We start from the raw sequence: 21,327 nt of genomic DNA, 5'->3' as shown, positions 1-21,327 counted from the left end.
CCCCGCGACCGGCCGGATCACCGGCTGCGCGCCTGATCGGTGACGCGGTCGACGGCCTGGACGGCGACGCCGGGCTCGTCCACGTAGATGTAGTGCTCGCTGCCCGCGGCCGTGCTCAGTGTGCTGCGGCCGGACAGCGCCAGCCACTTGCGCTGGCCCGCCGCCCACGCCCGCTCCAGGCGCGGCCCGTACTCGGGCAGGGCCTCCAGATACGGCTTGCCGTGCCGGACGACCTCGACCGGGATGTCACCGGCGGAGCGGACCGGGCCGTCGGGGATGACCAGCTTCTCCGGGTTCTGCCCCTGGAAGATCGCCAGGTTCTGCGCGCGCAGCTCGGCGGCCGGGCCCTCGGCGGACTTCGGGATCGCCTTCTCGATGTCGTTCATCATGGTGGGCGGGGTGGCGTCCAGCAGGACCAGGCCCTTGACCCTGTCCTGGTGGTCGGGGGCGTACCGGGCGGCGATCAGCCCGCCCAGCGAGTGACCGGCCAGGACGACCGGGGCCTTCCCGGCGACGCGGTCGAGCACGCCGGTCAGGATCCGGCCGCTGGCGGCGAGGTCCTGCGGACCGTCCGGCTGGTCGCTCTTGCCCGCGCCGAGCCGGTCGTAGGAGCAGACCCGGTGCTTGCCGCTCAACGTCTTCTGCAGGGACGCCATCTTGTCCAGCCCGTCGCCGCCGCCGTGCATCAGGACGACGACCGGGCCGCCCTCGACCGGCTCGCCCGAGCAGGACACGTTCACCGACCGTCCCGCCACGGTGATCTTCTCGGTGCCGGAGATCGCCGCGGCCGCGGCCGTCGGCGCCGAGGACGCGGAGGACGCGGAGGACGCAGAGGGCGTGGAGGCGGCGAAGGGGTCCCAGTTCTCCATCGCGTCGCCGTCGCAGCCGGCCACCCCCGCGCCGAGACCGACGCAGCACAGCACGGCCGCGACGGGTGTCCTGATCTTGGCGAGCATGAGGTCCTCCAGTGAGCCGGCCGCCGCGGAGGCGATGCGCACGGCGGGGGTACGAACGGGAAAAGGCCGGCGGAACGCCGCGGCCGCCCCGCAACGTTACGGACCGTGCGGTGCCGGGATCGTCACCGCACGGTGGACATTCCGCGGTAGCTCGCACGGGGGACAAAGCAGGCTTATCGGCGCCCGCACGCCCGTGGTGCCGCTACGCTCGCCCGGTGATCGATCTGCGGCGGGCCACGGAGGTGTGGCGACGGTGCGACGTCGTGGTCCGGGATCTGCCGTTCGGGCTGCTGGTGGCCGTCGCGTCGCTCCTGCCGGGCCTCCACGACAAGGGCACGCAGGTGGGCGACCTGCCCGCCCGTCCCTTCGACGGGGTGGCCCTGGTGGCGATCGCCCTGGAGTGCCTGCCGCTCGCCGTCCGGCGGCGGTGGCCGGCGGTGTGCCTCGTGCTGGTGTCGCTCGGCTTCGCCCTCGACCAGCTGCGCGCCTACCACCTGTTCGCGAGCAACGTGCTGCCCGTCGCGCTCATCAGCGCGGGCGCCCATCTGGAGCGTTTCCGGCGCGCCACCGTGGTCCTCCTGTCGCTGGCGTACGTGCCGCTGGCCCTCGCGCTCGACCGGCTCGGCGCGGACGAGCGGGTCGAGGGGTACGTGGTGTTCTACCTGGCGCTGGCCCTCACCTGGGGCATCGGGGCCTGGCTGCGTTCGACCCGGGCCGCCGAGGAGGAACGCCGCCGCCACGTCGCCGAGGCCACCCGCGCCGCCGAACGCACCCGGATCGCCCGCGAGCTGCACGACGTCGTGACGCACCACGTGACGGCGATGGTGGTGCAGGCCGAGGCCGCCCGCTACCTGACCGCCGTCCCGGAACGGCTCGACGCGACGCTGAACGCCGTCACCGACACCGGCCGCCGGGCCATCGCCGACCTGCGGCACATGCTCGACCTGCTCAAGGCCGATCACGACCCCGACGGCCTGCCGTCCGCCGCCGACCTGCACACCCTCGTGGAGCGGACCCGCCGGGCGGGGCAGCCGGTGGAGTTCGCCGAGGAGGGCAGCCGGGCGGAACCGGCGGGCAGCGCCGAGTTCGTCGCCTACAGGGTCGTCCAGGAGGCCCTGACGAACGCCCTGAAACACGCCCACGGCAGCCCGACCGCGGTCCGGGTGCGCCACGGCGAGAAGGAGATCAGCGTGGTGGTCAGCACCCACGGGCCCGGCTCGCGGGCCGCCGCTCCCGGCGGGAGCGGGCGGGGCCTGGCCGGGCTCCGCGAGCGGGTGGACGCCCTCGGCGGCGAGTTCAGCGCCGGCCGGCAGGAGGGCGGCGCCTTCGTGGTGCGGGCCCGCGTCCCCGCGGGCGGCCCGTCGTGAGCGCGCCGATCCGGGTCCTGGTCTGCGACGACCAGGCGCTGATCCGCACCGGCTTCGCGACGATCATCGACGCCCAGCCGGACCTGGAGGTCGTGGGGGAGTGCGGCGACGGCCGCGCCGCGGTGGACCTCGCCCGCCGGCTGAGGCCCGACCTCGTCGTCATGGACGTGCGCATGCCGGTGCTCGGCGGCATCGAGGCCACCCGGCTGCTGGCCGGCGCGGGGGTCGACGACCCGGTCAAGGTGCTCGTGGTGACCACGTTCAACCTCGACGAGTACGTCTACGAGGCGCTGCGCGCGGGGGCCAGCGGCTTCCTGCTCAAGGACGCCCCGCCGGCGCAGCTCCTGCACGGCATCCGCACCGTCGCCTCGGGCGCCGCGCTGCTGGCCCCCGAGGTGACGCGCCGGCTGGTCGGCCGGTACGCGGCCCGCATCCGTCCGGCCGAGCCGCCGTCCGGGGAGACCGCGCTGACCCCGCGCGAGCTGGAGGTGCTGCGCCTGATCGCCGACGGCCGGTCCAACAGCGAGATCGCCGCCACGCTGGTGATCAGCCACGAGACCGTCAAGACGTACGTGTCACGCATCCTGGCCAAACTCGGCCTGCGGGACCGCGTGCAGGCGGTGGTCTACGCCTACCGCCGGGGCCTGGCGACCTGACGCCTCACAGCGGGGCGGAGTCGAGGGGGATCGGGCGGAACATCTCCGGCTCGTCCTCGGGGGTCAGGGCCGTCGGGCCGAAGATCCAGTCGACGAACGAGTAGTCATGGACGTCGCGCTCCCGCAGCAGGGCGTTGCGCTGCAGTCTCCGGACGCCCTCCAGGTGCCACAAGGCGCCCCACTCCCGGGCCGTGCCGACCACCCGGCGGCAGTGCTCGGGCCGTACCGCCTCGTAGGCGGCCAGCGCCCGGCCCCAGTCCACGACCGGTCCACCCGCGGCGCGCTGGGCGGCGACGTGCTCACCGAGCACCCAGCCGTCCTCGATCGCCATGATCGCGCCCTGCGCCATGTACTGCAGCGGCGGGTGCGCGGCGTCGCCGAGCAGCGCGATCCGCCCCGTGACCCAGGTCATGATCGGGTCGCGGTCGAACATCCGCCACCACCGGTCGCGCCACATCAGCGGCAGGCCCCGCTGGACCTGGTCACAGGTCCCCGCGAACGCCGCGTCCAGCTCGTCGGGGGTGCCCCAGTCGTCCTGGCCGGCCAGCGCCTTCGGCGACTCGAACACGGCGACCTGGTTGAACGTCTCCGCGCCCCGCAGCGGGTACTGCACGAAGTGGCAGCGCGGCCCGACGTACACGACGACGTCCTTGTCCTGGACGTCGTTGCCGGCGACCTGCTCGAACGGCACCGCGCAGCGGTAGGCGACATATCCGGAGTTCACCGGCTCGTCCTGGACCAGCAGTTCGCGGGCGATCGAGTGCAGGCCGTCGGCGGCGATCACCACGTCCGCCTCGTCCACGACGCCGTCGGCGAACCGCACGCGGGCGCCGCCGCCGACGTTCTCGTACCACGTGCAGCGGGCGTCGGTGAGCAGCTCGACGCCCGCCCGCTCGCAGGCGCGCAGCAGGATGCCGTGCAGGTCGCTGCGGTGGATCACCAGGTAGGGGTGGCCGTAGCGGCGTTCGACGTCGCGCAGGTCGAGCCGGGTCAGCTCGGTGGCGTCCAGGGCGTCCTTCATGACCATGGTCTCGGGCAGCACGCCGAGCGCGGACGCCTCGGCCAGCAGGCCGTAACGGTCCAGGATGCGGGTGCAGTTCGGGGCGAGCTGCAGGCCCGCGCCGACCTCGCCGAACGCCGAGGCCTGCTCGTACACCCGGACCCGCAGGCCCTGGCGGACCAGGGCGAGGGCGGCGGACAGACCGCCGATGCCGCCCCCGACGACGATCACGTCGGCACGGGTGGAGGGGAGGGTGTCCATAGGATCTTCCTTCTCGTCACAGCCACGGAGTTCTCGTCACAGCCACGGAGTTCTCGTCACAGCCACGGAGGCAGGGTCGGCAGGCGTCCGCCGCCGGCGGCGGTCACTCCGCCCGCCGGGCGTCCGGCCAGGTAGGCGGTCACGTCGGGCAGCGACCCCTCGACGTCGGGCACCGCGCCGGGGCCGCGCTTGGCGCGGATGTCCTCCCGAAGCTCCCGCAGGAACCCGTCGGGAAGGTCGGCGAAGGTGAGCCCGGTGGCCAGGTCCACGGCGTGCACCATGACCTCCCGGCTGCGCATCCAGGGGATCTCGCTCGCCGGCACGGTCCGTCCCTGCGCGGTCACCACCTCGGTCCGCCACGCCTCCTCGGGCAGCGCCGCCATGGCGCTGGCCAGGGTCGCGCCCGACTCGGTGAACCATCGGGCCAGCTCGCCGGCGTCCAGCAGGGAGCCGCGCTCGATCCCGGCGGCGCGCGCCTGCGGGGAGGCGTACATCGGGGTCGGCTCGCCGGTGCGCGCCCAGCGGACCAGGTTGCCGATCGCCTCGGCGTTCGCCGCCAGGTGCGCCACGACGTGCCTGCGCGTCCAGCCGGGCAGGGCCGACGCGGCGTCGTACTCCCGCTCGGACAGACCGGCGATCGCCGACGCGCACAGGCCGGTCCCCGTCTCGACCCACGCGAGCGTGGTGGCGAGGTCGCGCGCCATCACGCGCCCTCGCCGACGACGCGGTTCTCCAGCCTGCCCAGCCCCTCGATCTCGGTCACGACGAGCTCGCCGCCGCGCAGGAAGACCGGCGGCTTGCGCGCGTGGCCGACGCCGCCCGGCGTGCCGGTCGCGATCACGTCGCTCGGGTTGAGCCGGACCATCGTCGAGACGTAGCGGACCAGGTGGACCGGGTCGAAGAGCAGGTCGCCGGTGTTGTCCGACTGCATCACCCGGCCGTCGACCTCGCAGCGGACGTCGAGCGCCGGCCGCGGGCCGGTCTCGTCCGCGGTGACCAGGAACGGGCCGATCGGGGTGGTGGAGTCCCAGTTCTTGCCCTGCAGCCACTCCCGGGTCCGGAACTGCCAGTCCCGGCAGGTGACGTCGTTGAGCACGGTGAACCCCGCGATCGCGGCGACCGCCTGCTCCTCGTCCGCCCGCCGCACCGGCCGGCCGATGACCACGGCCAGCTCGGCCTCCCAGTCGAACTGGTCGGTCTCCGCCGGACGCCGGATGTCGTCCGCGGCGCCGATCAGGGTGTCGGCGAACTTGGCGAAGAGCGTCGGGTACTCGGGCAGGTCGCGGCCCATCTCCTTGATGTGGTTCTGGTAGTTCAGCCCCACGCAGACGACCTTGCTCGGCCGCGGCACGACCGGGGCGAGGTCGGCGCCGGCGAGCGGGTGGCGCGGGCCGTCGGCCGCCGCGGCGCCCTCCAGGCCGCCGGGCGCGGCGAGCACCGCGCCGACGTCGGCCCGGCCCACTTCGACGAGCTCGTCGCCCTCGACGCGGACGGCGGCGGTGCGGTGGTCGTCCAGACGGACGGTGGCGAGCTTCATCGGCTGTTCACCTCGGTGTGGCTGCGGTACAGGCCGAGCCTGGTGAAGATCGGGGCGTCGCTGAACTGGAACAGGTCGAGCGCGCCGGAGTCGGAGTCGGAGGCCGACGCCTCCGAGCGGATCGACAGCGGCTGCCAGGACGGCACGACGAACAGGTCGCCGCGGCTCACCCGCCACGACCGGTCGCCGACGGTGACCTGGCCGGACCCGTCGAAGACCTGGTAGACCGACGAGCCGGTCTCCCGGTACGGCGCGGTCTCCACCCCCGTCGTGATCCGGTGGAACTGCGCCCGGATCGTCGGCAGCACGTCGCCGGCGGTCGTCGGGTCGATGTAGCGGACCAGGGCGTGGCCTGGCTCGATCGGGCCCGCGTGCCCCTCCCGCTCCAGCGCGAGCTGGTCGGTCAGCGCGGCGTCGGTGTCGGTCCAGCGGTAGCGGAGCAACGGCGTGCCCTCGTGCCGGCGGAGCTGGGAGACCGGGGCCAGGCCGGGGTGTCCCCAGAGCCGCTCGGCGCGCGAACGGTCGGGGGTGGCGTGCTCCTCCTCGGTGAGGGTGTCCCGGCCGAAGTCGAAGAACTGCGCCTCGACGCCGTACTGGAACGGGATGTCGAGCCCGTCGATCCAGGCCATGGGGGTGTCGGCCGCGTTGTGGTGGGCGTGCCAGTGCAGGCCCGGCTGGGGGAGGAAGTCGCCGCGGCGCATCGGCACCGGGTCGCGCTCGACCACGGTCCACACGCCCTCGCCCTCGACGACGAAGCGGAAGGCGTTCTGGCTGTGCCGGTGCTCGGGGGCGTTCTCGCCCGGCATCAGGTACTGGATCGCGGCCCACAGGGTCGGCGTCGCGTACGGCTTGCCGCCCAGGCCGGGGTTGGCCAGCGCGATCGCCCGGCGCTCGCCGCCGCGCCCGACCGGGACCAGTTCACCGGCACGGCCGGCGAGGTCGAGCAGCGTGCCCCACTCCCACCGGTGCGGCTGCGCGCTGGAGCGCGGGTGCGGCGGCATCAGGTCGCCGATCTCCGTCCACAACGGGACGAGCAGCGCCTTCTCGAAACCTCGGTAGAGGTCCTCCAGCTCGGGGCTGAGTGAGGGCTGGTCCGGCCGGTCCACGGCGGCGATCTTGACCGGCGAGCCGCCGGCGTTCACGTGGGGCATGGCCCCGACTATCCGCGCAGGCGACTGGGCTGGAAAAGAGGATTCTGCACAGCGGAATTCATGTGCCAGGATCGGTTCCATGGCCAAGCCCATGAAGACCCCGCCGGCCTACGCGCCCACCAGCGTCGACCATGCCCTGCGGCTCGCGCAGATCCTCCAGCTCGACGAGGTGATCACCGTCTCGGCCGCCGCCGAGCGGCTCGGCGTGGCCCGCTCCACGGCCCACCGGCTGCTGACCGCGCTGGTGTACCGCGATTTCGCGGTGCAGAACGACGACCGCAGCTACCGGGTGGGCCCCGTCCTCGCGCTGGCCGAGCGCGCGCAGTCCGACGTCGGCGCGCTGCGGGCGGCAGCGCTGGGCGAGATGCGGGCGCTGGTGGACCGGATCGACGAGACGGTGAACCTCAGCATCCGCACCGGGCGCAACGTGCGCTTCATCGCCTCGGTCGAGTGCGGGCAGGCCCTGCGGGTGGGCAGCCGTGAAGGCATGGTCTTCCCGGCCCACCAGGCCACCGGCGGCCTGGTGGCGCTGGCGGCCCTCTCCGACGAGGAGCTGGCGCAGCTCTACGCCCCCGGCGATCGGGGCGACCCGGCCGAGGAGCTGCCCGACCTGGCGCGGCTGCGGCGGGACCTGCGGTCCGTGCGGCACAGCGGGGTCGCGCTCAACCTGGAGCGCACCGAGCGAGGCGTGGTCGCGGTGGGCTGCCCGGTGAAGGGCCGCGACGGCGCGACCGGCGCGGCGCTGTCGATCTCGATGCCCAGCGTCCGCTACTCCCCGAAGGAGATCAAACCCCTCGTCGCCGCGCTCACGGCCGCGGCCGACGCGATCAGCCGCGCCCTCTGAGCCACCGGTCGATCGGAGGAGGTCACGCCCTCTGAGCACCGCTTGATCGGAGGAGGTCGTGCCCTCTGAGCGCCGGTTCACCGCCGGCTGAGCCGTCGCCTCACCGGAGGAGGTCGCGGCGGGTGAGCGTGCTGCCGAGCGCGGCCGCCGCCGCGCGCACCGCGGCCACGTGCCCCTCGGGCCGGAACCGGCCGGTGGGCCCGGCCACGCTGATCGCGGCGAGCGGCTCGTCGCCGCGCCCCAGCACCGGCGCGGCGACGCACACCAGCCCGACGGCCGACTCCTCCGCCTCGAACGCGACCCCGGTCTCCGTGACGCGCCGCAACTGGCCGCGCAGGATGCTCGGCACGACGACGGTGTGCGGCGTACGCCGTTCCAGCGGCCCGGTCAGCACCTCGCGCCGCAGGTCGGGCCCGGCGTACGCGAGCAGCGCCTTGCCGATCGCGGTGCAGTGGAGCGGCATCCGGCCGCCGGTGCGCGAGGGCGCCCTGGCCTGGCGGTGGCCGCCGATCTTGGCGACGTAGACGACGTCGTGCCCCTCGCGCACGCCGAGGTGCACGGTCTCGTGGGTGCGTTCGTAGAGGTCCTGGAGGAACGGCATCGCCAGTTCGAGCAGGCTGCGTTCGAGCGAGGCGAGCATGCCGAGCTCGAACAGGCCGCGGCTGAGCCGGTAGCCGCCGTCGGCGCGGTCGAGCAGGCGGTTGGCGACCAGATCGCCCGACAGCCGGTGGACGGTCGCCTTGTGCAGGCCGGTGCGCCGCACCAGCTCGGCGAGGCTGACGACGCGGTCGTCGGGCCGGAAGGCGCGCAGGATCGTCACCGCCTTGCCCAGCACGGTGTCGAGGTCCGCCCGATCGGTCACCGGCACAGCGTATCGCTGAACGAGACGATGTGCTGGTTGGGGCGGCATCCTGCCTGCACAGTGGGGGGATGAACGAAACCAACGGGCCCGCCGCCGCGAGCCCGTCCGACATCGCCGCCGCGGCCGGGCGGCTGGCCGGCGCCGCCGCGTCCGGCGTGCCGTGCGCCCCCGTGCGGGATCTGATCGGCCGCGACGACCTGGCCGCCGCGTACGCCGTCCAGGCCGCGCTGACCGCCTCCCGGCTGGCCGCCGGCGCGCGGATCACCGGACGCAAGATCGGCCTGACGTCGGAGGCGGTGCAACGCCAGCTCGGCGTCGACCAGCCCGACCTGGGCGTGCTGTTCGAGGACATGGCCTACGCCGACGGCGACGCGATCCCGGCCGGCCGGATCCTCCAGCCGCGGGCCGAGGCGGAGATCGCGTTCGTGCTCGGCGCCGACCTGGACGACGGGCCGCTCGACGCCCCCCAGGTCCGCGCCGCGATCGAGTACGCCGTCGCCGCGCTGGAGATCTGCGGCAGCCGGATCGCCGGCTGGGACATCTCCTTCGGCGACACGGTCGCCGACAACGCCTCCGCCGGCGCCTACGTCCTCGGGACGGAACGCCGCACCCTCGGCGAGTTCGACCCCGTGGACGTCGCGATGTCGATGAGCATCGGCGGCCAGGAGGTCTCCACCGGCACCGGCGCGGCCTGCCTGGGCGACCCGATCGAGGCGGTCGTGTGGCTGGCCCGCATGGCCCGCGACCTCGGCGAGCCGCTGCGCGCGGGCCAGGTCGTCCTGTCCGGCGCGCTCGGCCCGATGCGGCCGGTCGCCGCCGGCGACACCGTCACCGCCACCCTGTCCGGCCTCGGCACGGTGACGGTCCGCTTCACCGAAGGAGCAGCAGCATGAGCAGGACGAAAGTCGCGATCATCGGCTCGGGCAACATCGGCACCGACCTGATGATCAAGGTGTTGCGCGGTTCGCGTCACCTGGAGATGGGCGCCATGGTCGGCATCGACCCCGCGTCCGACGGTCTGGCCCGCGCCGCCCGGATGGGCGTCCCGACGACGTCCGAGGGCGTCGACGGCCTGATCGCGCTGCCGGGCTTCGACGAGATCGGGATCGTCTTCGACGCCACCTCGGCCAAGGCGCACGAGGTGAACGCCGCCAAGCTGCTCCCGCTCGGCAAGCGGCTGATCGACCTGACCCCGGCGGCGATCGGCCCCTACGTCGTCCCCGCCGTCAACCTCGACGAGCATCTCGACGCGCCCGACGTCAACATGGTCACCTGCGGCGGCCAGGCCACGATCCCGATCGTCGCCGCCGTCAGCCGGGTGGCGCCGGTCGAGTACGCCGAGATCGTCGCGTCCATCGCCTCGAAGTCGGCCGGGCCGGGCACCCGGGCCAACATCGACGAGTTCACCGAGACCACCTCGGCCGCCATCGAGCAGATCGGCGGGGCGCGCCGCGGCAAGGCGATCATCATCCTCAACCCCGCCGACCCGCCGCTGATCATGCGGGACACCGTCCTGTGCCTCGTCGCGGCGCCGGACCCCGCCGTCCACGACGAGATCCGCCGGTCGGTCGAGAAGATGGTCGCCGACGTCGCCGCCTACGTCCCCGGCTACCGGCTCAAGCAGCAGGTGCAGATCACCGAGGTGCCCGCCGACCAGCCGGTGGAGACGCTGCTGGCCGCCGGCGCGGCGCGGCCCACCCACCAGGTGTCGGTGTTCCTCGAGGTCGAGGGCGCCGCGCACTACCTCCCGGCCTACGCCGGCAACCTCGACATCATGACCTCCGCCGGCCTGCGGGTCGCGGAACGCGTCGCCGCACGGAAGGCGGGCCTTCGATGACCACCCCGATCTTCGTCCAGGACGTCACCCTGCGCGACGGCATGCACGCCGTCCGTCACCGCATCGGCCTGGAGGACGTCAAGCGCATCGTCACGGCGCTGGACCGGGCCGGCGTCGACGCGATCGAGGTCGCGCACGGCGACGGCCTGGCCGGCGGGTCGCTCAACTACGGTCCCGGCTCGCACACGGACTGGGCGTGGATCGAGGCGGCCGCGTCGGTGCTGGAGAACGCCCGCCTGACCACGCTGCTGCTGCCCGGCGTCGGCACCGTCCACGAGCTGAAGCGCGCCTACGACCTCGGCGTGCGGTCCGTCCGGGTCGCCACGCACTGCACCGAGGCCGACATCTCCGCCCAGCACATCGCCGCGGCCCGCGAGATCGGCATGGACGTGTCCGGGTTCCTGATGCTCTCCCACATGGCCCCGCCCGAGGAGCTGGCCCGGCAGGCCAAGCTCATGGAGTCCTACGGCGCGCACTGCGTCTACGTCACCGACTCCGGCGGCCGGCTCACCATGAACGACGTGGCCGCGCGGGTCCGCGCGTACCGCGACGTGCTCGACGCCGGGACCGAGATCGGCATCCACGCCCACGAGAACCTCTCGCTGTCGGTCGCCAACTCCGTCGTCGCGGTCGAGAACGGCGTCTACCGGGTCGACGCGTCGCTGGCCGGTCACGGCGCGGGCGCGGGCAACTGCCCGCTGGAGGCGTTCGTCGCGGTCGCCGACCTGTCCGGCTTCGAGCACCGGTGCGACCTGTTCCAGCTCCAGGACGCCGCGGACGACATCGTCCGCCCGTTGCAGGACCGTCCGGTGCGGGTCGACCGGGAGACGCTCACCCTGGGGTACGCCGGCGTCTACTCGTCGTTCCTGCGGCACGCGGAGGCCGCCGCCGCGCGGTACGGCGTCGACGTGCGCGGCATCCTGATGGAGTGCGGCCGCCGCCGGCTGGTCGGCGGCCAGGAGGACATGATCGTCGACATCGCCCTCACGCTCGCCGCCGGGCGCGAGCAGCGGTCCGCCTGACCGTCAGCCGCCGGGCGCGCCCCGGCGGCCGGCGATCAGTGACTCGCCGATCGCCACCAGGGCGTCGGCGAGCTGCTCCATGAACTCCGCGATCGGCTTGCCGTCCCCGGACTGGAGCGAGACGAAGGCGCCGTCGAATCCGGCCGTGCCGAAGTGGGCGAAGAACATGCGCCGGCTCGTCGAGATCATGGTCTACGACAAGGCGCGGTTCGCCACCCCCGAGCTGTGCCAGGCCCGTTCGGACGCCGCCCTCGCCCGCCCCGACCACCTGAGCAACTACGTGGACGGCCTGCCGAAGGGCGCCCCGCTGCCCAAGTGGGTCAAGCCGGAGCTGCTGCCGAGGATCCAGGTGCCGACCCTGCTCATCCACGGCCGCGACGATCGGGTGGTGTCGTTCGAGACCTCCCTGTACCTGCTGGCCGACATCCCGGACAGCCGGCTGGTGCTGCTCAACCGCTGCGGGCACTGGGCGATGATCGAGCACGCCGACGAGTTCAACCGGCTGGTCGCCGACTTCATCGCGAACAACTGACCCCGGGGGCGCGGGCGGCTGCCTGTCCGCGCCCAGGACCGCCGATCGCCCGGCGGGGGTGGGGGGACCGCTGGACGTGCCTGTCATCCATTCGACCGTGTGACGATCACGCGCCCGTCGCCGGTGCCGCCTCCCGCCGGACAGCCGGACGTGGTCCGGTGCGCGGTGCGGGACTTCCCTTCCGCCACGCGTCCGGCCCCGCCCGGAAACCGGAGACCTAGGACCATGGACGGACCGGAGGCCGCCCTCATGGGACCAGCGGCCGATGCCGTCCCCATGAGCGCCTGGCAACACTGATCACATGGCTTCCCCCTCCCTCACGAGTGTCGTCGGCGTACGCCCGTTCCTGGTCGGCATGTTCGTCGACGCGCTCGGCAACGGCCTGTACGTGCCCCTGACCCTGCTGTTCATCCACGAGGTGACCGGCCTGCCCATGACGACCGTCGGGCTCGGGGTCACCGTGGCGGCGGTCGTGGGGCTGGCGGCCAACCCGGTGGCCGGGACCCTCATCGACAGGTTCGACGCGCGCCGCGTGCTGATCGCCACGTACGTGCTGCGTGCGGCGGCCTTCGCCGTCTATCCCCTGGTGGACGGGTTCGTGGCCCTGCTCGTCGTCGCCGCCCTGATCGCGGCCGGGGACCGCGCCTACTATCCCGCCTCCGGCGGCCACGTCTCCGCACTGGCGGAGGGCGCGCTCAGGGACCGTCTGTACACCCTGATCGCCACGGCGAGGAACGTCGCCTTCGGCCTGGGCGGCCTGCTGTCGGCGGGCGTGGTCTCCCTCGCCGGCGCCACCGGCTTCGCGGTCGTCGCCCTGATGAACGCGGCCAGCTTCGCCCTGGCGGCCGCATGCCTGCTGCTCTCGGGACGGCGCGCGCCCGCACCGACGCCCCGGAATCCGGGCGGTTACCGGCAGGTGTTCGCCGACCGGCCGTTCCTCACCCTGGTGGCGGCCGAGCAGGCGTACACCCTGATCCACCTCGTCCTCCCCGTCGCCCTGCCGGTGTACGCGGTCACGGTGCTCGGCGTCCCGCCGGCTCTGCTGGGCGTCCTCTACGCGATCAACACGGTCCTGGTGGCGGCAGGTCAGCTCCCGGTCCGGAGGTGGCAGCGGCACGCCCGCCGTACGCACGCCATGGCCCTGAGCGGCCTGATCCTGATGGCGGCGTGCGCCGCCTACGCCGCGACCGCGCTGCTGCCCGCCGGACTCCCGCGCGTCGGCGGGCTGCTCGTCGCCACGCTCGTCCTCACCTTCGGCGAGCTCATGCACACCGTGCCCAGCTGGGCCCTCGCGGCGGCCACCGCACCACCGGCCCTGCGGGGCCGCTACCTCGCGATCTACCAGCAGACCTGGGCGCTCGCGGCGGTCCTCGCGCCCGCCGGCTTCTCGGCCCTGCTCGACACGGCCCCGCTGCTGCTGTGGCTGACGCTGGCAGCCCTGGTGGGGCCGGCCGCACTCGCGCTGCTCCGCCTGGCCCGCCGCCTGCCGCCCGACGCCGTGGCCCCACCCCAAGCCTGAGTCGCCCCCTGGGCAGGTCGGCGCTACGGCCCGGCCGATCCCGGCCCCTGCGCCGATCGCCGTGAGTTCACGGGGACGCATGGTGGGCGGCGGCCAGTTCGGCGAAGGCGACGGCCGCCGGGAGGGGGTCCGCGGGCAAGGCGAGGAGGATGGTCCGCTCGACGGCGGGCTCCAGCGGGATCGCGTGCACGCCGCTGAGGTGGGCGGGCAGCGACAGCTCGGGGACGATGCTCAGCCCGAGCCCTTCGGCGACCATGGCCAGGATGCTGTTGGTGTCACGCACCCGGTAATGACACTTCAGGCTCGCACCCGCCGCCCGCGCGATCGCCGTGATCAGCGGCTCGCACCCGCCCGTGGACATGATGAACGGGTGCCGCGCCAGCTCCGCCACCGGCAACGAAGGGCGGACGCTCAGCTCGTGGCCGCTGGGCAGGACGGCCAGCATGCGGTCGGCGGCGAGCGGCCGCGCCACCGACCCGGCGGGCAGCGAGACCGGCCGCGGCCGACACAGTGGCGATGTCGGCGGCCCCGGTCTCCAGCCACTCCAGGACCTCGTGGTCCGAGCCCTCCATCACCGCGAGCCGCACCCGCGGATGCGCCTCGGCGAACCGGCGCAGCAGGGGCGGCAGCAGCCGGGCGTTGGCGCTCGGGATGACGCCGACGCGCAGGCTGCCCTGGTCATGTTGCCGGTCCGCGCGACCGCCTGCAGGATTCTGAGCTGGGTGAACGTCATGGCGCCGCACGCAGCAGACCGGCCACCAAGGGGTGTGGCTCCTCGGGACGCGAGCGGGCCTGCGGCACGAACAGCGTGGCCACGTAGTACGGATGCCCGGGGATCTCCAGCACCCGGGCCTCGCCGTCGCCGTCCACGCCGGTGACCAGGAAGCCGCCGTCGTGCAGGATTGCCTGCCGGTCGGGGGCGAGGCCGAAATTGCAGTAGTACTCCTCCTCGACCTCGGTCCGCCCGTACAACGCGGCCACCCGGGAACCGGAAGCCAGAGTCACGGGCATGGTCTTGCCCGCCGGCGAGCAGGTCAGCTCCGACACGAACAAGGTCGAGGCGTACGGGTCGTACTCGGCGTGCTGGGCGTCCTCAAAGCCGAGCACGTGGCGTGCGTACTCGATGACCATGTGCTGGCAGCCGCCGCACGTTCCCAGCGTGGGGACGCCGTGCTCGCGGCCGTGCCGGAGCGCGGCCACAGCGCCGGACAGGCTGCGGTACGGGCTGCCGGGCGCACACCACAACACGTCGGCGGCCTCGACCTCGGCCAGGTCGGATTCGAGCGGTTCGGTGGCGAGCCAGCGGACGTCCACCCCGATGCCGAGGTGCGCGGCGGCGTGGCGGAGGGCGTCGTCGGTGGCCAGGTGCGGAGGAAACGCCGGATCGCGGTCGCCGATGACCGCGACGCGCAGGGATCGGTCCATGGCCCTCACTCTGCGACGGCCCCGTCATGAGCGCCAATGCCGAACCACGCCCCCGCCATGAGCGATCACTCATGCCCACAACGCGACGAGACGATGGCTGACATCGAATATTCGCGTTGCCGCCGAAGGTTGGTGACCGTTAGGTTCGCCACCGAGGATTGAGCGGAAAGGGATTGCTGAGGTGCTCACACTGACGGCGGTCGCCGAAGACCCGCTTGTCCTGACCCGTCGCCTGAAGCTGGATGACGGTCAGGAGGTCTTCTTCCGGCCGCTCACGCACACCGACGCGGAGCGTCTTGCAGCCTTCCTTGAGGGGCTGTCCGCCGAATCGAGGCGACTGAGCACCTTCGACGGGTACGACCTCAAGGCTGCCCGCAAGCTGTGTGACGCGATCGCGCGTCACGACAAGCTCAGGCTGGTGCTTGAGGACGGCCCGTCCGGCAGGATCGTCGGCCTTGTCGAATTCAGTCTCGATCTCCACCCGTCGGACATCGCCCGCTACGAGGAGGCCGGCATCCACCTGGCGGCGACGGACTGCCGCTTCGGCCCCACCCTGGCCGACGACCATCAGGGGAGGGGGGTGGGAACGCAGATCTTCCCGCTCATCGCGGACGTCGCACGGCAGTTCGGCAGGAAGAGAATCATCCTGTTCGGCGGCGTTCTCGCCGACAACACACGTGCCATCAGCTACTACAACAAGCATGGCTTCCAGCAGGTCGGCTCCTTCACCGGGAAGGACGGCGCACAGTCGTTCGACATGATCCTGGACCTGCACCCGCCATCAGGCACCGCTGAGTGATCCAATCGGGCAGACCGGACCGTAGTGGGCGCACCTCGTCCAGCTGCAGGTCGGAACAGTTCATGATCGGCCCCCGCGTCACGACAGAAGCCCGGCCCAGACGCATGCGGTCGAAGCCGTTCGACCTCGCCGTTGGTCTGTGGGTGTGCCGCTCGTCAGGGGCCGCCGCCTCCGCCGTCGCCCGCGCCGCCTCCTCCGTCCCAGCCGCCGCTCCAGCCGCCGCCGCCGTCCCAGGTGCCGGTTCCGCTGTCGTCCGGGGTCCAGCCGACGGAGCCGCACTGGTCGTTTGGGGTGCTGGGGGCGGCCGGGTAGAGGTGGCCGTCCGGGATCGAACGCTTGCTGAGCTCGGCTGACAGGTGCGGGTCGCCGAGGTGGCTCAGTCCGTACAGTGCGAGCGGCACGGCCACGGCGTCGGTCTCGGCCCCGTACGGGTGTGCCAGGCGGGCCTTCTCCAACAGGTGGCGGCCCGCGCGGCCGAGCCGGACCGGGCGGTTCCTGACGTACAGGGTCCGGATCTTCCTGGCCGCCAGCCAGCTCGCGCCGAACCCGAACAGGGCAGCCACGCTCAGCGGCGGCGACTGCGCGACGATCATGTAGATCACGTCGGCCCCGGCGGCGACGGCCGCGACCGTGGGGATCAGCTTCAGGACGTCGCGGCAGACGCGGAACCCGGGCACGCTCCGGGAGTCGACGAGCAGGCCCAGGTCGGCGAGCCGGCGGCTGATCCCGGCGACCTCCGCGCTGTCCGCCAGGCGGCGCTTGACCTGGACGACCGGCGAGCTCCTGCGCTCGGCGAGGATCGCGACCAGCCGCTCCTCCACGGGGTATCCCGCCGTCACGGCCGTGGAGACGCGATGGATCTTCCCGCCTCGGGAGACGCGGATCTCCCCTTCCCCGGCCAGCAGCCCGATCGCGGTGTCCGCCACCCGTACGGGACCGCCCGCGAGACAGGCGAGCTCGTAGTGGCCGAGGTCGACCTCGCGCAGCCCGCCGAGCCGCAGGCGAGCGCGGACGTGCGCCATCTCGGCGGCGAGGACCGTGCCGACGGTGACCGCCCCGAGGAGCACCGCCAACCCTGCGAGCATCACATCCATGCCCACCTCCCGTGTTGTTGATCAACGCGTGAGGCGGGCGCGAAGGTTCCGACGAACGCCACAGCCGGCCACCCCGGGCCCAGGAGCCGCCCGGGGACCCCTCATGGCGAGACCGGCCGGGCCCGTCCGGGCGCCGGCCGGCCGTGCGAGCCGCGGGTCAGGGGTTGTCGTAACCGATCCACTGGATGTACCAGCCGAACTGCTGGGCGGTGCCCGGGGACAGCGCCGACGCGTCACGCCACTGCACGTAGACGCGGAACTTGGTGGCGGTGGCGTCGTAGACGGCGCTGGGGCCGACCAGGTTCCACTGGTTGCCGCCGGTGCTGCTGATGGAGGTGACGTAGACGGGACGCCCGGAGAAGTGCGCGGAGCTGGTGTCGACGTCGATGTAGATGCCGTTGGAGCCGTAAGCCTGCCAGCCCTGTCCTGGGGCGGTCTGACCGGAGGCGATGCGGGCGGTGGGCATGGGGGGATCCTTCCGTCCGGGAAGTTTGTCACGCTCAGTATTCGATCCACCACAAAGGGTGTCGAGGTCAGGAATGCTTGGCCTCACGGGCACAGGAATCGAGCCGGAAAAGGGTCTGGCCACGTGCCGGGACCCGTGCGCTCCTACTGCCGTCCGGCCTCCCGCCAGTACGCCAGCTCCTCGCGGGCGGCCACGGTGTGGGGATGGCCGGGGCCCAGCACCCGCAGGAGATCGGTCAGCAACCGCTCGTAGGCGCCGGCCGCACCCGCGGCGTCTCCCGCCTCGCCCCGCCATCTCGCCAGGTTTCTGCGGGTGGTGAGGGTGCTGGGGTGATCGGGGCCCAGCACCTGCAGACGATCGGCCAGCAGCGCCTCCAACGCGGCGTACGCCTCCGCCGCGTCCCCCGCCTCGCCCGTGAAGGACGCCAGGTGAGCGCGAGCGGCCAGGGTGGCGGGGTGGTCGGGGCCCAGGACCCGTTCCATGTCGGTCAGGAGTTCGGCGAACGCGGCGGCCGCGCCGGCCGCGTCCCCCGCCTGGCCCCGCCATCCGGCCAGGTTGGCACGGGTGGCGAGGGTTTCGGGGTGGTCGGGGCCCAGGACCCGTTCCATGTCGGTCAGGAGTTCGGCGAACGCGGCGGCCGCGCCGGCCGCGTCCCCCGCGTCACCCCGTAAGGAGGCCACGTGGCTGCGGGTGGCCAGAGTGTCGGGGTGGCCGGGGCCCAGCAACCGTGAGCGATCGGCCAGCAGCTCCTCGAACGCGGCGGCCGCCCCCGCCACGTCCCCCGCCTCGCGTCGCGCGGACGCCACGTTGTGGCGGGTGGCGAGAGTGGCGGGGTGGTCGGGGCCCAGGACCCGTTCCATGTCGGTCAGGAGTTCGGCGAACGCGGCGGCCGCCCCCGCCACGTCTCCGGCCTGGCCCCGCGAGCCCGCCAGGTTGGTGCGGGTGGCCAGGGTGGCGGGGTGGTCGGGGCCCAGGACCCGTTCCATGTCGGCCAGGAGTTCGGCGAACGCGGCGGCCGCGCCGGCCGCGTCCCCTGCTCGCCCCCGCCAGCCCGCCAGGTTGCCGCGGATGGCCAGGGTGTCGGGGTGGTCGGGGCCGAGGTCGCGCAGGCAGGTGGCGTGCAGGCCGGCGGAGGCGGCGACGGCGGCGGTGACCCGTCCGGCGTGACCGAGGCTGGCGGCGGCCTGGAACAGCAGAGGATGGGCGCCGGCGCCGGGATTGCACAGGACGGTTCCGGCGGCCTGCTGCAAGGCGGTCGTGTTGGCGCGCAGGATCTCGCCGAGCCCGTCGCGTTCGACCGGCGGCCAGACGCGCAGCAGGGCGTCGGCGGCGGCGGCGGCGACTTCGGCGAACAGGCGGGGGCCGAGCTCGGGCCGGGCGACGAGGTTCTCGCGGGTGGCGCGCTGCACGAGCCGGTGGACGCGGATCTCGCGGTGGGCGGCGGTGCGGTCGTGGTCGAGCAGGCTGTGCCGGTGCAGCACTCGCAGTACCTCGTCCACCGTCGCCGCGTTCACCGTCGCCTTGTTCACCGTCGCCTTGTTCACCGTCGCCGCGTCCACGCCGCCATCGCCGCGGGGCGGGGGATCGGGCAGGTGGCTGGTCAGGTACGCCAGGGCGGGCGGGCTGGTCAGCGCCGCCTGCGGGATGCCGGCCGCGTCCAGGACGCTGGTCAGGCACAACAGCGGGCGGGCGAGCCCGGCGGGTGCGGCCCGGCCGGCCTCGTCGATCGACAGCTCCCAGGTGGCGGCGACGATCCGGCGATGACCGTCGGGCAGGTGGTCCTCGCCGGGCACGGCGTGGTCGAGCAACCTCGTGGCCAGCCGCCGCCGGTACTCGGCGCAGCCGATCGCGGCGTTGGCGGCGTAGGCCGCCGCCTGGGCCAGCGCCAGCGGCAGGAAACCCAGGTCGGCGGCCAGGGCGTCCAGGTCGGCGACCGGGACGTCGTCGCCGAGCTTGGCCCTCAGGTAGGAGCGGGCCTCGGCCGCGCTGAAGGTGCCTACGCCGACCGTACGCCGGTCCGCCCCGGCCAGGGCCGCCTCCCGCAGCCGGGTGGTGACCAGCACCTGGCCGCCCGCCGCCGAAACCGCCGCCGGCGGCCACAGGCCGGCCACGTCCTTGGGACGCCGCACGTCGTCCAGCACCACCAGCCAGGACCGGCCGGTGGTCTCGGCCCAGACCAGGAACTCCCGCGCCGCCTGGTCGGGATCGTCCAGGCCGGCCGGTGGCAGGCCCAGGCGCGCCGCGGCACGGGCGTAGGCGGACACGATGCCGTCGCGGGTGGCGGCCTCCACCCACACCAGCACCTGCACCCCCTGCCGCCAGGCGCGCCGGGCGTGGGCGGCTGCCAGCTGGGTCTTGCCCACCCCGCCCGTCCCCGCCAGCACCTGGACCGGCGCTCCCGTCCCGCCCTCGCCGGCCGCCGCCTCCACATCCTCGGCCACCTGCCGGTCCTGGAAGCAGTCGGCAGGCTGCGGGATCACGCCCACCCGAACCCGCTCCACGGGCGCGGACACGGGCGCGGACACGGGCGCGGGCGCGGGTGCGGGCGGGCCGACGTCGGCCGGGGCGGGAGCCGGGCGGGCACGGTCGGCGGCCATCAGCCGGTCCCAGTCCCGCGCCGACGGGAGGGGCTCGTTCGCCCACGCGGCCAATGTCGCGCCGACCTGGACGAGCTGGTCCAGATTCCGCGGCTCGGCGGCCCCGGTCGCCCACCCGTTCACCGTCGTGTGCGGCACCCCCGAGACCCGGGCCAGCTCCTTCTGCGTCACCCGGCCGGGGTTGTGGACGCGGGCCTGGTCCCACAGCCGCGCCAGCTCGGCCAGGACCCGGGAGCCCGACCCCTGCGGCCGGAACGGTGAATCCGCCACCACGTCCGCCTCTCCACCCAGCGAGGACCGTCCTTCCGGATCCGGACCGTCCTGCAGGATCAGGACCGTCCTTCCGGATCCGGGACGGACCGGTCCGGATCACCGTCACCGGCAGCTTAATCCCGTGAATCCGGACCTGTCCGGCATATCTTCAGCCTTGCCGCCGGCCCCGGTGTCATGGCCGGCATGACCGACAACCGAGCATCCCGCCGCGCCCGCTCCGCGTCGCGCCGCCGTTCCGCCCGCCTCCGCCGCACCCTCGCCGTCGCCCTGGCCCGCGGGGCCGCGGAAGCCGCCGGCGGCGGCCTCGTCGGCCTGCTGTTCTGGTGGATCACTCACCGTTGAGCCGGGCGTCCCGTCCCGGTTCGGGGGGCAGGAGGTCGAGCGCGCGGGCCCTGCGCAGCGCCGTGACCCGGTCGTGCACGCCGAGCTTGCGGTACAGGTTCTCCTTGTGCTTGTTCACCGTCGCCTCCTTGATGGTGAGCCGGCGGCCGATGGCGTACGCGGTCAGCCCTTCGCTCAGCAACATCAGGACCGCCATCTCGCGCAGGGTGATCCCGTGCTCGGCCGGGTCCGCGAGCGCGGGCAGGCGGAAGACGGCCTTCTCGTGCGCTTCGACCGTGTCGAGGAGCGAACGCGCGAGAGCGGCGTACTCCAGGTCCCGGTCGCTGTAGCCGGTGCCGTCGCGGCTCATGATGACGCCGCGGATCTGTCCCGGCCGGGCGTCCAGGGGCAGGGCGAGCTGGCGGTCGATGCCGATCGCCGCCCGGCCGGCGTGGTAGGCCTCGCTCTTCCACCAGGCGCCGTCGGCGACGTCGTCCATGGCCAGAGGGGTGCGGTCGCCGGTCCTGGCGTAGTGGCGGAGCAGCGGGTGCGCGCGCATGTGGGAGTGGATGAGGGCGTTCAGCGGCGCCTGGTGCAGCCAGTCGGGCGAGCCGGTCAGCGCGTGCCCGGTGCCCGCCGTCCAGTCCAGGTCGATGAGCACCGCCAGGTCTCCCGGCAGGTCCTTCGTCAGCCGCTCCATCAATAGCGGCCAGACGCGTACGGGCTTTCTCGTCGTGAGGATGTCCATCGCCAGGTCGTGAATGCGTCGGCCATCGTCCCTGAACAATGACGTCATGGGCGCATTGTG

The 21,327-nt window shown here is 73.6% G+C and carries 23 protein-coding genes and 1 pseudogene; 10 read left to right on the top strand and 14 right to left on the bottom strand.

Features of this window, described 5'->3' with window-relative positions:
* Positions 1 to 17 precede the first annotated feature (17 nt).
* Positions 18 to 998, bottom strand: a complete 981-nt coding sequence (locus ACIBQ6_RS35950; protein WP_397217404.1) for an alpha/beta fold hydrolase — start codon at positions 996 to 998, stop codon at positions 18 to 20.
* Positions 999 to 1,171: 173 nt separating this feature from the next.
* Between ACIBQ6_RS35950 and ACIBQ6_RS35945 the strand changes: the two genes are divergently transcribed.
* Both ACIBQ6_RS35945 and ACIBQ6_RS35940 read left to right on the top strand, forming a co-directional pair.
* The gene (locus tag ACIBQ6_RS35945; protein WP_397217402.1) at positions 1,172 to 2,323 is read left to right on the top strand and encodes a sensor histidine kinase; all 1,152 of its coding nucleotides are present in this window, start codon (positions 1,172 to 1,174) and stop codon (positions 2,321 to 2,323) included.
* Positions 2,320 to 2,979, top strand: coding sequence for a response regulator transcription factor (locus ACIBQ6_RS35940; RefSeq protein WP_358301832.1), 660 nt, complete (start codon positions 2,320 to 2,322; stop codon positions 2,977 to 2,979). The genes ACIBQ6_RS35945 and ACIBQ6_RS35940 overlap by 4 nt, the downstream gene beginning before the upstream one ends.
* 4 nt (positions 2,980 to 2,983) lie before the next feature.
* On the opposite strand, the gene ACIBQ6_RS35935 is transcribed toward ACIBQ6_RS35940, so the two are convergent.
* The 4 genes from ACIBQ6_RS35935 to ACIBQ6_RS35920 are packed head-to-tail and all read right to left on the bottom strand — an operon-like array spanning position 2,984 to position 6,928.
* Positions 2,984 to 4,240, bottom strand: a complete 1,257-nt coding sequence (locus tag ACIBQ6_RS35935) for an FAD-dependent monooxygenase (RefSeq protein WP_397217400.1) — start codon at positions 4,238 to 4,240, stop codon at positions 2,984 to 2,986.
* A 56-nt stretch (positions 4,241 to 4,296) separates the two neighbouring features.
* Positions 4,297 to 4,944 carry a maleylpyruvate isomerase family mycothiol-dependent enzyme gene (locus tag ACIBQ6_RS35930; protein ID WP_397217398.1) on the bottom strand — a complete coding sequence of 216 codons (648 nt, stop codon included), beginning with the start codon at positions 4,942 to 4,944 and terminating at the stop codon, positions 4,297 to 4,299.
* Positions 4,944 to 5,777, bottom strand: a complete 834-nt coding sequence (locus ACIBQ6_RS35925; protein ID WP_397217396.1) for a fumarylacetoacetate hydrolase family protein — start codon at positions 5,775 to 5,777, stop codon at positions 4,944 to 4,946. The genes ACIBQ6_RS35930 and ACIBQ6_RS35925 overlap by 1 nt, the downstream gene beginning before the upstream one ends.
* A complete protein-coding gene (locus ACIBQ6_RS35920) occupies positions 5,774 to 6,928 on the bottom strand; it encodes a cupin domain-containing protein (RefSeq protein ID WP_397217394.1) in 1,155 nt (384 codons plus the stop codon). The genes ACIBQ6_RS35925 and ACIBQ6_RS35920 overlap by 4 nt, the downstream gene beginning before the upstream one ends.
* Positions 6,929 to 7,007: 79 nt before the next feature.
* Between ACIBQ6_RS35920 and ACIBQ6_RS35915 the strand changes: the two genes are divergently transcribed.
* Positions 7,008 to 7,772, top strand: coding sequence for an IclR family transcriptional regulator (locus tag ACIBQ6_RS35915; RefSeq protein ID WP_358301817.1), 765 nt, complete (start codon positions 7,008 to 7,010; stop codon positions 7,770 to 7,772).
* A gap of 100 nt (positions 7,773 to 7,872) precedes the next feature.
* On the opposite strand, the gene ACIBQ6_RS35910 is transcribed toward ACIBQ6_RS35915, so the two are convergent.
* Positions 7,873 to 8,634: an IclR family transcriptional regulator gene (locus ACIBQ6_RS35910; RefSeq protein ID WP_358301814.1), complete on the bottom strand. Its 762-nt coding sequence runs from the start codon at positions 8,632 to 8,634 to the stop codon at positions 7,873 to 7,875.
* Positions 8,635 to 8,702: 68 nt separating this feature from the next.
* On the opposite strand from ACIBQ6_RS35910, the gene ACIBQ6_RS35905 reads away from it, so the two are divergent.
* Genes ACIBQ6_RS35905 through dmpG form a run of 3 tightly spaced genes read left to right on the top strand, consistent with a single transcriptional unit; the run spans position 8,703 to position 11,493 of the window.
* Positions 8,703 to 9,527, top strand: a complete 825-nt coding sequence (locus tag ACIBQ6_RS35905) for a 2-keto-4-pentenoate hydratase (protein ID WP_397217392.1) — start codon at positions 8,703 to 8,705, stop codon at positions 9,525 to 9,527.
* On the top strand, positions 9,524 to 10,471 hold the full coding sequence (locus ACIBQ6_RS35900) for an acetaldehyde dehydrogenase (acetylating) (protein ID WP_358301808.1): 948 nt from the start codon (positions 9,524 to 9,526) through the stop codon (positions 10,469 to 10,471). Before ACIBQ6_RS35905 ends, ACIBQ6_RS35900 begins: the two co-directional genes overlap by 4 nt.
* The gene (dmpG, locus tag ACIBQ6_RS35895; protein ID WP_352364326.1) at positions 10,468 to 11,493 is read left to right on the top strand and encodes a 4-hydroxy-2-oxovalerate aldolase; all 1,026 of its coding nucleotides are present in this window, start codon (positions 10,468 to 10,470) and stop codon (positions 11,491 to 11,493) included. Before ACIBQ6_RS35900 ends, dmpG begins: the two co-directional genes overlap by 4 nt.
* A 3-nt stretch (positions 11,494 to 11,496) precedes the next feature.
* Here dmpG and ACIBQ6_RS35890 read toward each other — a convergent pair whose 3' ends face one another.
* Positions 11,497 to 11,661, bottom strand: coding sequence for a hypothetical protein (locus ACIBQ6_RS35890; protein ID WP_397217390.1), 165 nt, complete (start codon positions 11,659 to 11,661; stop codon positions 11,497 to 11,499).
* Here ACIBQ6_RS35890 and ACIBQ6_RS35885 point away from each other — a divergent pair.
* Together ACIBQ6_RS35885 and ACIBQ6_RS35880 are read left to right on the top strand one after the other, a co-directional pair.
* Entirely contained in the window at positions 11,660 to 12,025 is a 366-nt protein-coding gene (locus ACIBQ6_RS35885; RefSeq protein ID WP_397217388.1) for an alpha/beta fold hydrolase, read from the top strand. The two genes, ACIBQ6_RS35890 and ACIBQ6_RS35885, sit on opposite strands and share 2 nt — an antisense overlap.
* 301 nt (positions 12,026 to 12,326) lie before the next feature.
* Positions 12,327 to 13,544, top strand: coding sequence for an MFS transporter (locus ACIBQ6_RS35880; protein ID WP_397217386.1), 1,218 nt, complete (start codon positions 12,327 to 12,329; stop codon positions 13,542 to 13,544).
* Between the two features lie 67 nt (positions 13,545 to 13,611).
* Here ACIBQ6_RS35880 and ACIBQ6_RS35875 read toward each other — a convergent pair whose 3' ends face one another.
* The 3 genes and pseudogenes from ACIBQ6_RS35875 to ACIBQ6_RS35865 all read right to left on the bottom strand — a co-directional run bounded on the left by ACIBQ6_RS35875 (position 13,612) and on the right by ACIBQ6_RS35865 (position 14,969).
* Positions 13,612 to 14,031: a LysR family transcriptional regulator substrate-binding protein gene (locus tag ACIBQ6_RS35875; protein ID WP_397217874.1), complete on the bottom strand. Its 420-nt coding sequence runs from the start codon at positions 14,029 to 14,031 to the stop codon at positions 13,612 to 13,614.
* Positions 14,032 to 14,062: 31 nt separating this feature from the next.
* Positions 14,063 to 14,287 (bottom strand): annotated as a pseudogene (locus ACIBQ6_RS35870) (LysR family transcriptional regulator substrate-binding protein); the annotation flags it as partial.
* Positions 14,274 to 14,969, bottom strand: coding sequence for a hypothetical protein (locus tag ACIBQ6_RS35865; protein WP_397217384.1), 696 nt, complete (start codon positions 14,967 to 14,969; stop codon positions 14,274 to 14,276). The gene ACIBQ6_RS35865 and the pseudogene ACIBQ6_RS35870, both read right to left, overlap by 14 nt.
* 181 nt (positions 14,970 to 15,150) lie before the next feature.
* Here ACIBQ6_RS35865 and ACIBQ6_RS35860 point away from each other — a divergent pair, with 181 nt between their 5' ends.
* A complete protein-coding gene (locus ACIBQ6_RS35860) occupies positions 15,151 to 15,768 on the top strand; it encodes a GNAT family N-acetyltransferase (RefSeq protein ID WP_397217382.1) in 618 nt (205 codons plus the stop codon).
* A gap of 155 nt (positions 15,769 to 15,923) precedes the next feature.
* Here ACIBQ6_RS35860 and ACIBQ6_RS35855 read toward each other — a convergent pair whose 3' ends face one another.
* The 3 genes from ACIBQ6_RS35855 to ACIBQ6_RS35845 all read right to left on the bottom strand — a co-directional run bounded on the left by ACIBQ6_RS35855 (position 15,924) and on the right by ACIBQ6_RS35845 (position 20,198).
* Complete coding sequence (locus tag ACIBQ6_RS35855; RefSeq protein WP_397217380.1) at positions 15,924 to 16,853, bottom strand: TIGR04222 domain-containing membrane protein; 930 nt, start codon at positions 16,851 to 16,853, stop codon at positions 15,924 to 15,926.
* A gap of 166 nt (positions 16,854 to 17,019) precedes the next feature.
* On the bottom strand, positions 17,020 to 17,328 hold the full coding sequence (locus tag ACIBQ6_RS35850; protein ID WP_358301788.1) for a hypothetical protein: 309 nt from the start codon (positions 17,326 to 17,328) through the stop codon (positions 17,020 to 17,022).
* A 143-nt stretch (positions 17,329 to 17,471) separates the two neighbouring features.
* Positions 17,472 to 20,198, bottom strand: coding sequence for a tetratricopeptide repeat protein (locus ACIBQ6_RS35845; protein ID WP_397217378.1), 2,727 nt, complete (start codon positions 20,196 to 20,198; stop codon positions 17,472 to 17,474).
* A gap of 183 nt (positions 20,199 to 20,381) precedes the next feature.
* Here ACIBQ6_RS35845 and ACIBQ6_RS35840 point away from each other — a divergent pair, with 183 nt between their 5' ends.
* The gene (locus tag ACIBQ6_RS35840; RefSeq protein WP_397217376.1) at positions 20,382 to 20,540 is read left to right on the top strand and encodes a hypothetical protein; all 159 of its coding nucleotides are present in this window, start codon (positions 20,382 to 20,384) and stop codon (positions 20,538 to 20,540) included.
* Here the strand turns inward: ACIBQ6_RS35840 and ACIBQ6_RS35835 are convergent.
* The gene (locus ACIBQ6_RS35835; RefSeq protein ID WP_397217375.1) at positions 20,527 to 21,315 is read right to left on the bottom strand and encodes a LuxR C-terminal-related transcriptional regulator; all 789 of its coding nucleotides are present in this window, start codon (positions 21,313 to 21,315) and stop codon (positions 20,527 to 20,529) included. The two genes, ACIBQ6_RS35840 and ACIBQ6_RS35835, sit on opposite strands and share 14 nt — an antisense overlap.
* Positions 21,316 to 21,327 lie beyond the last annotated feature (12 nt).

The sequence above is a fragment of the Nonomuraea sp. NPDC049655 genome (assembly GCF_044465465.1).
Lineage (GTDB): Bacteria > Actinomycetota > Actinomycetes > Streptosporangiales > Streptosporangiaceae > Nonomuraea.
Note: the sequence above shows the minus strand (reverse complement) of the source record. Positions and strands in the feature narration are given on the sequence as shown.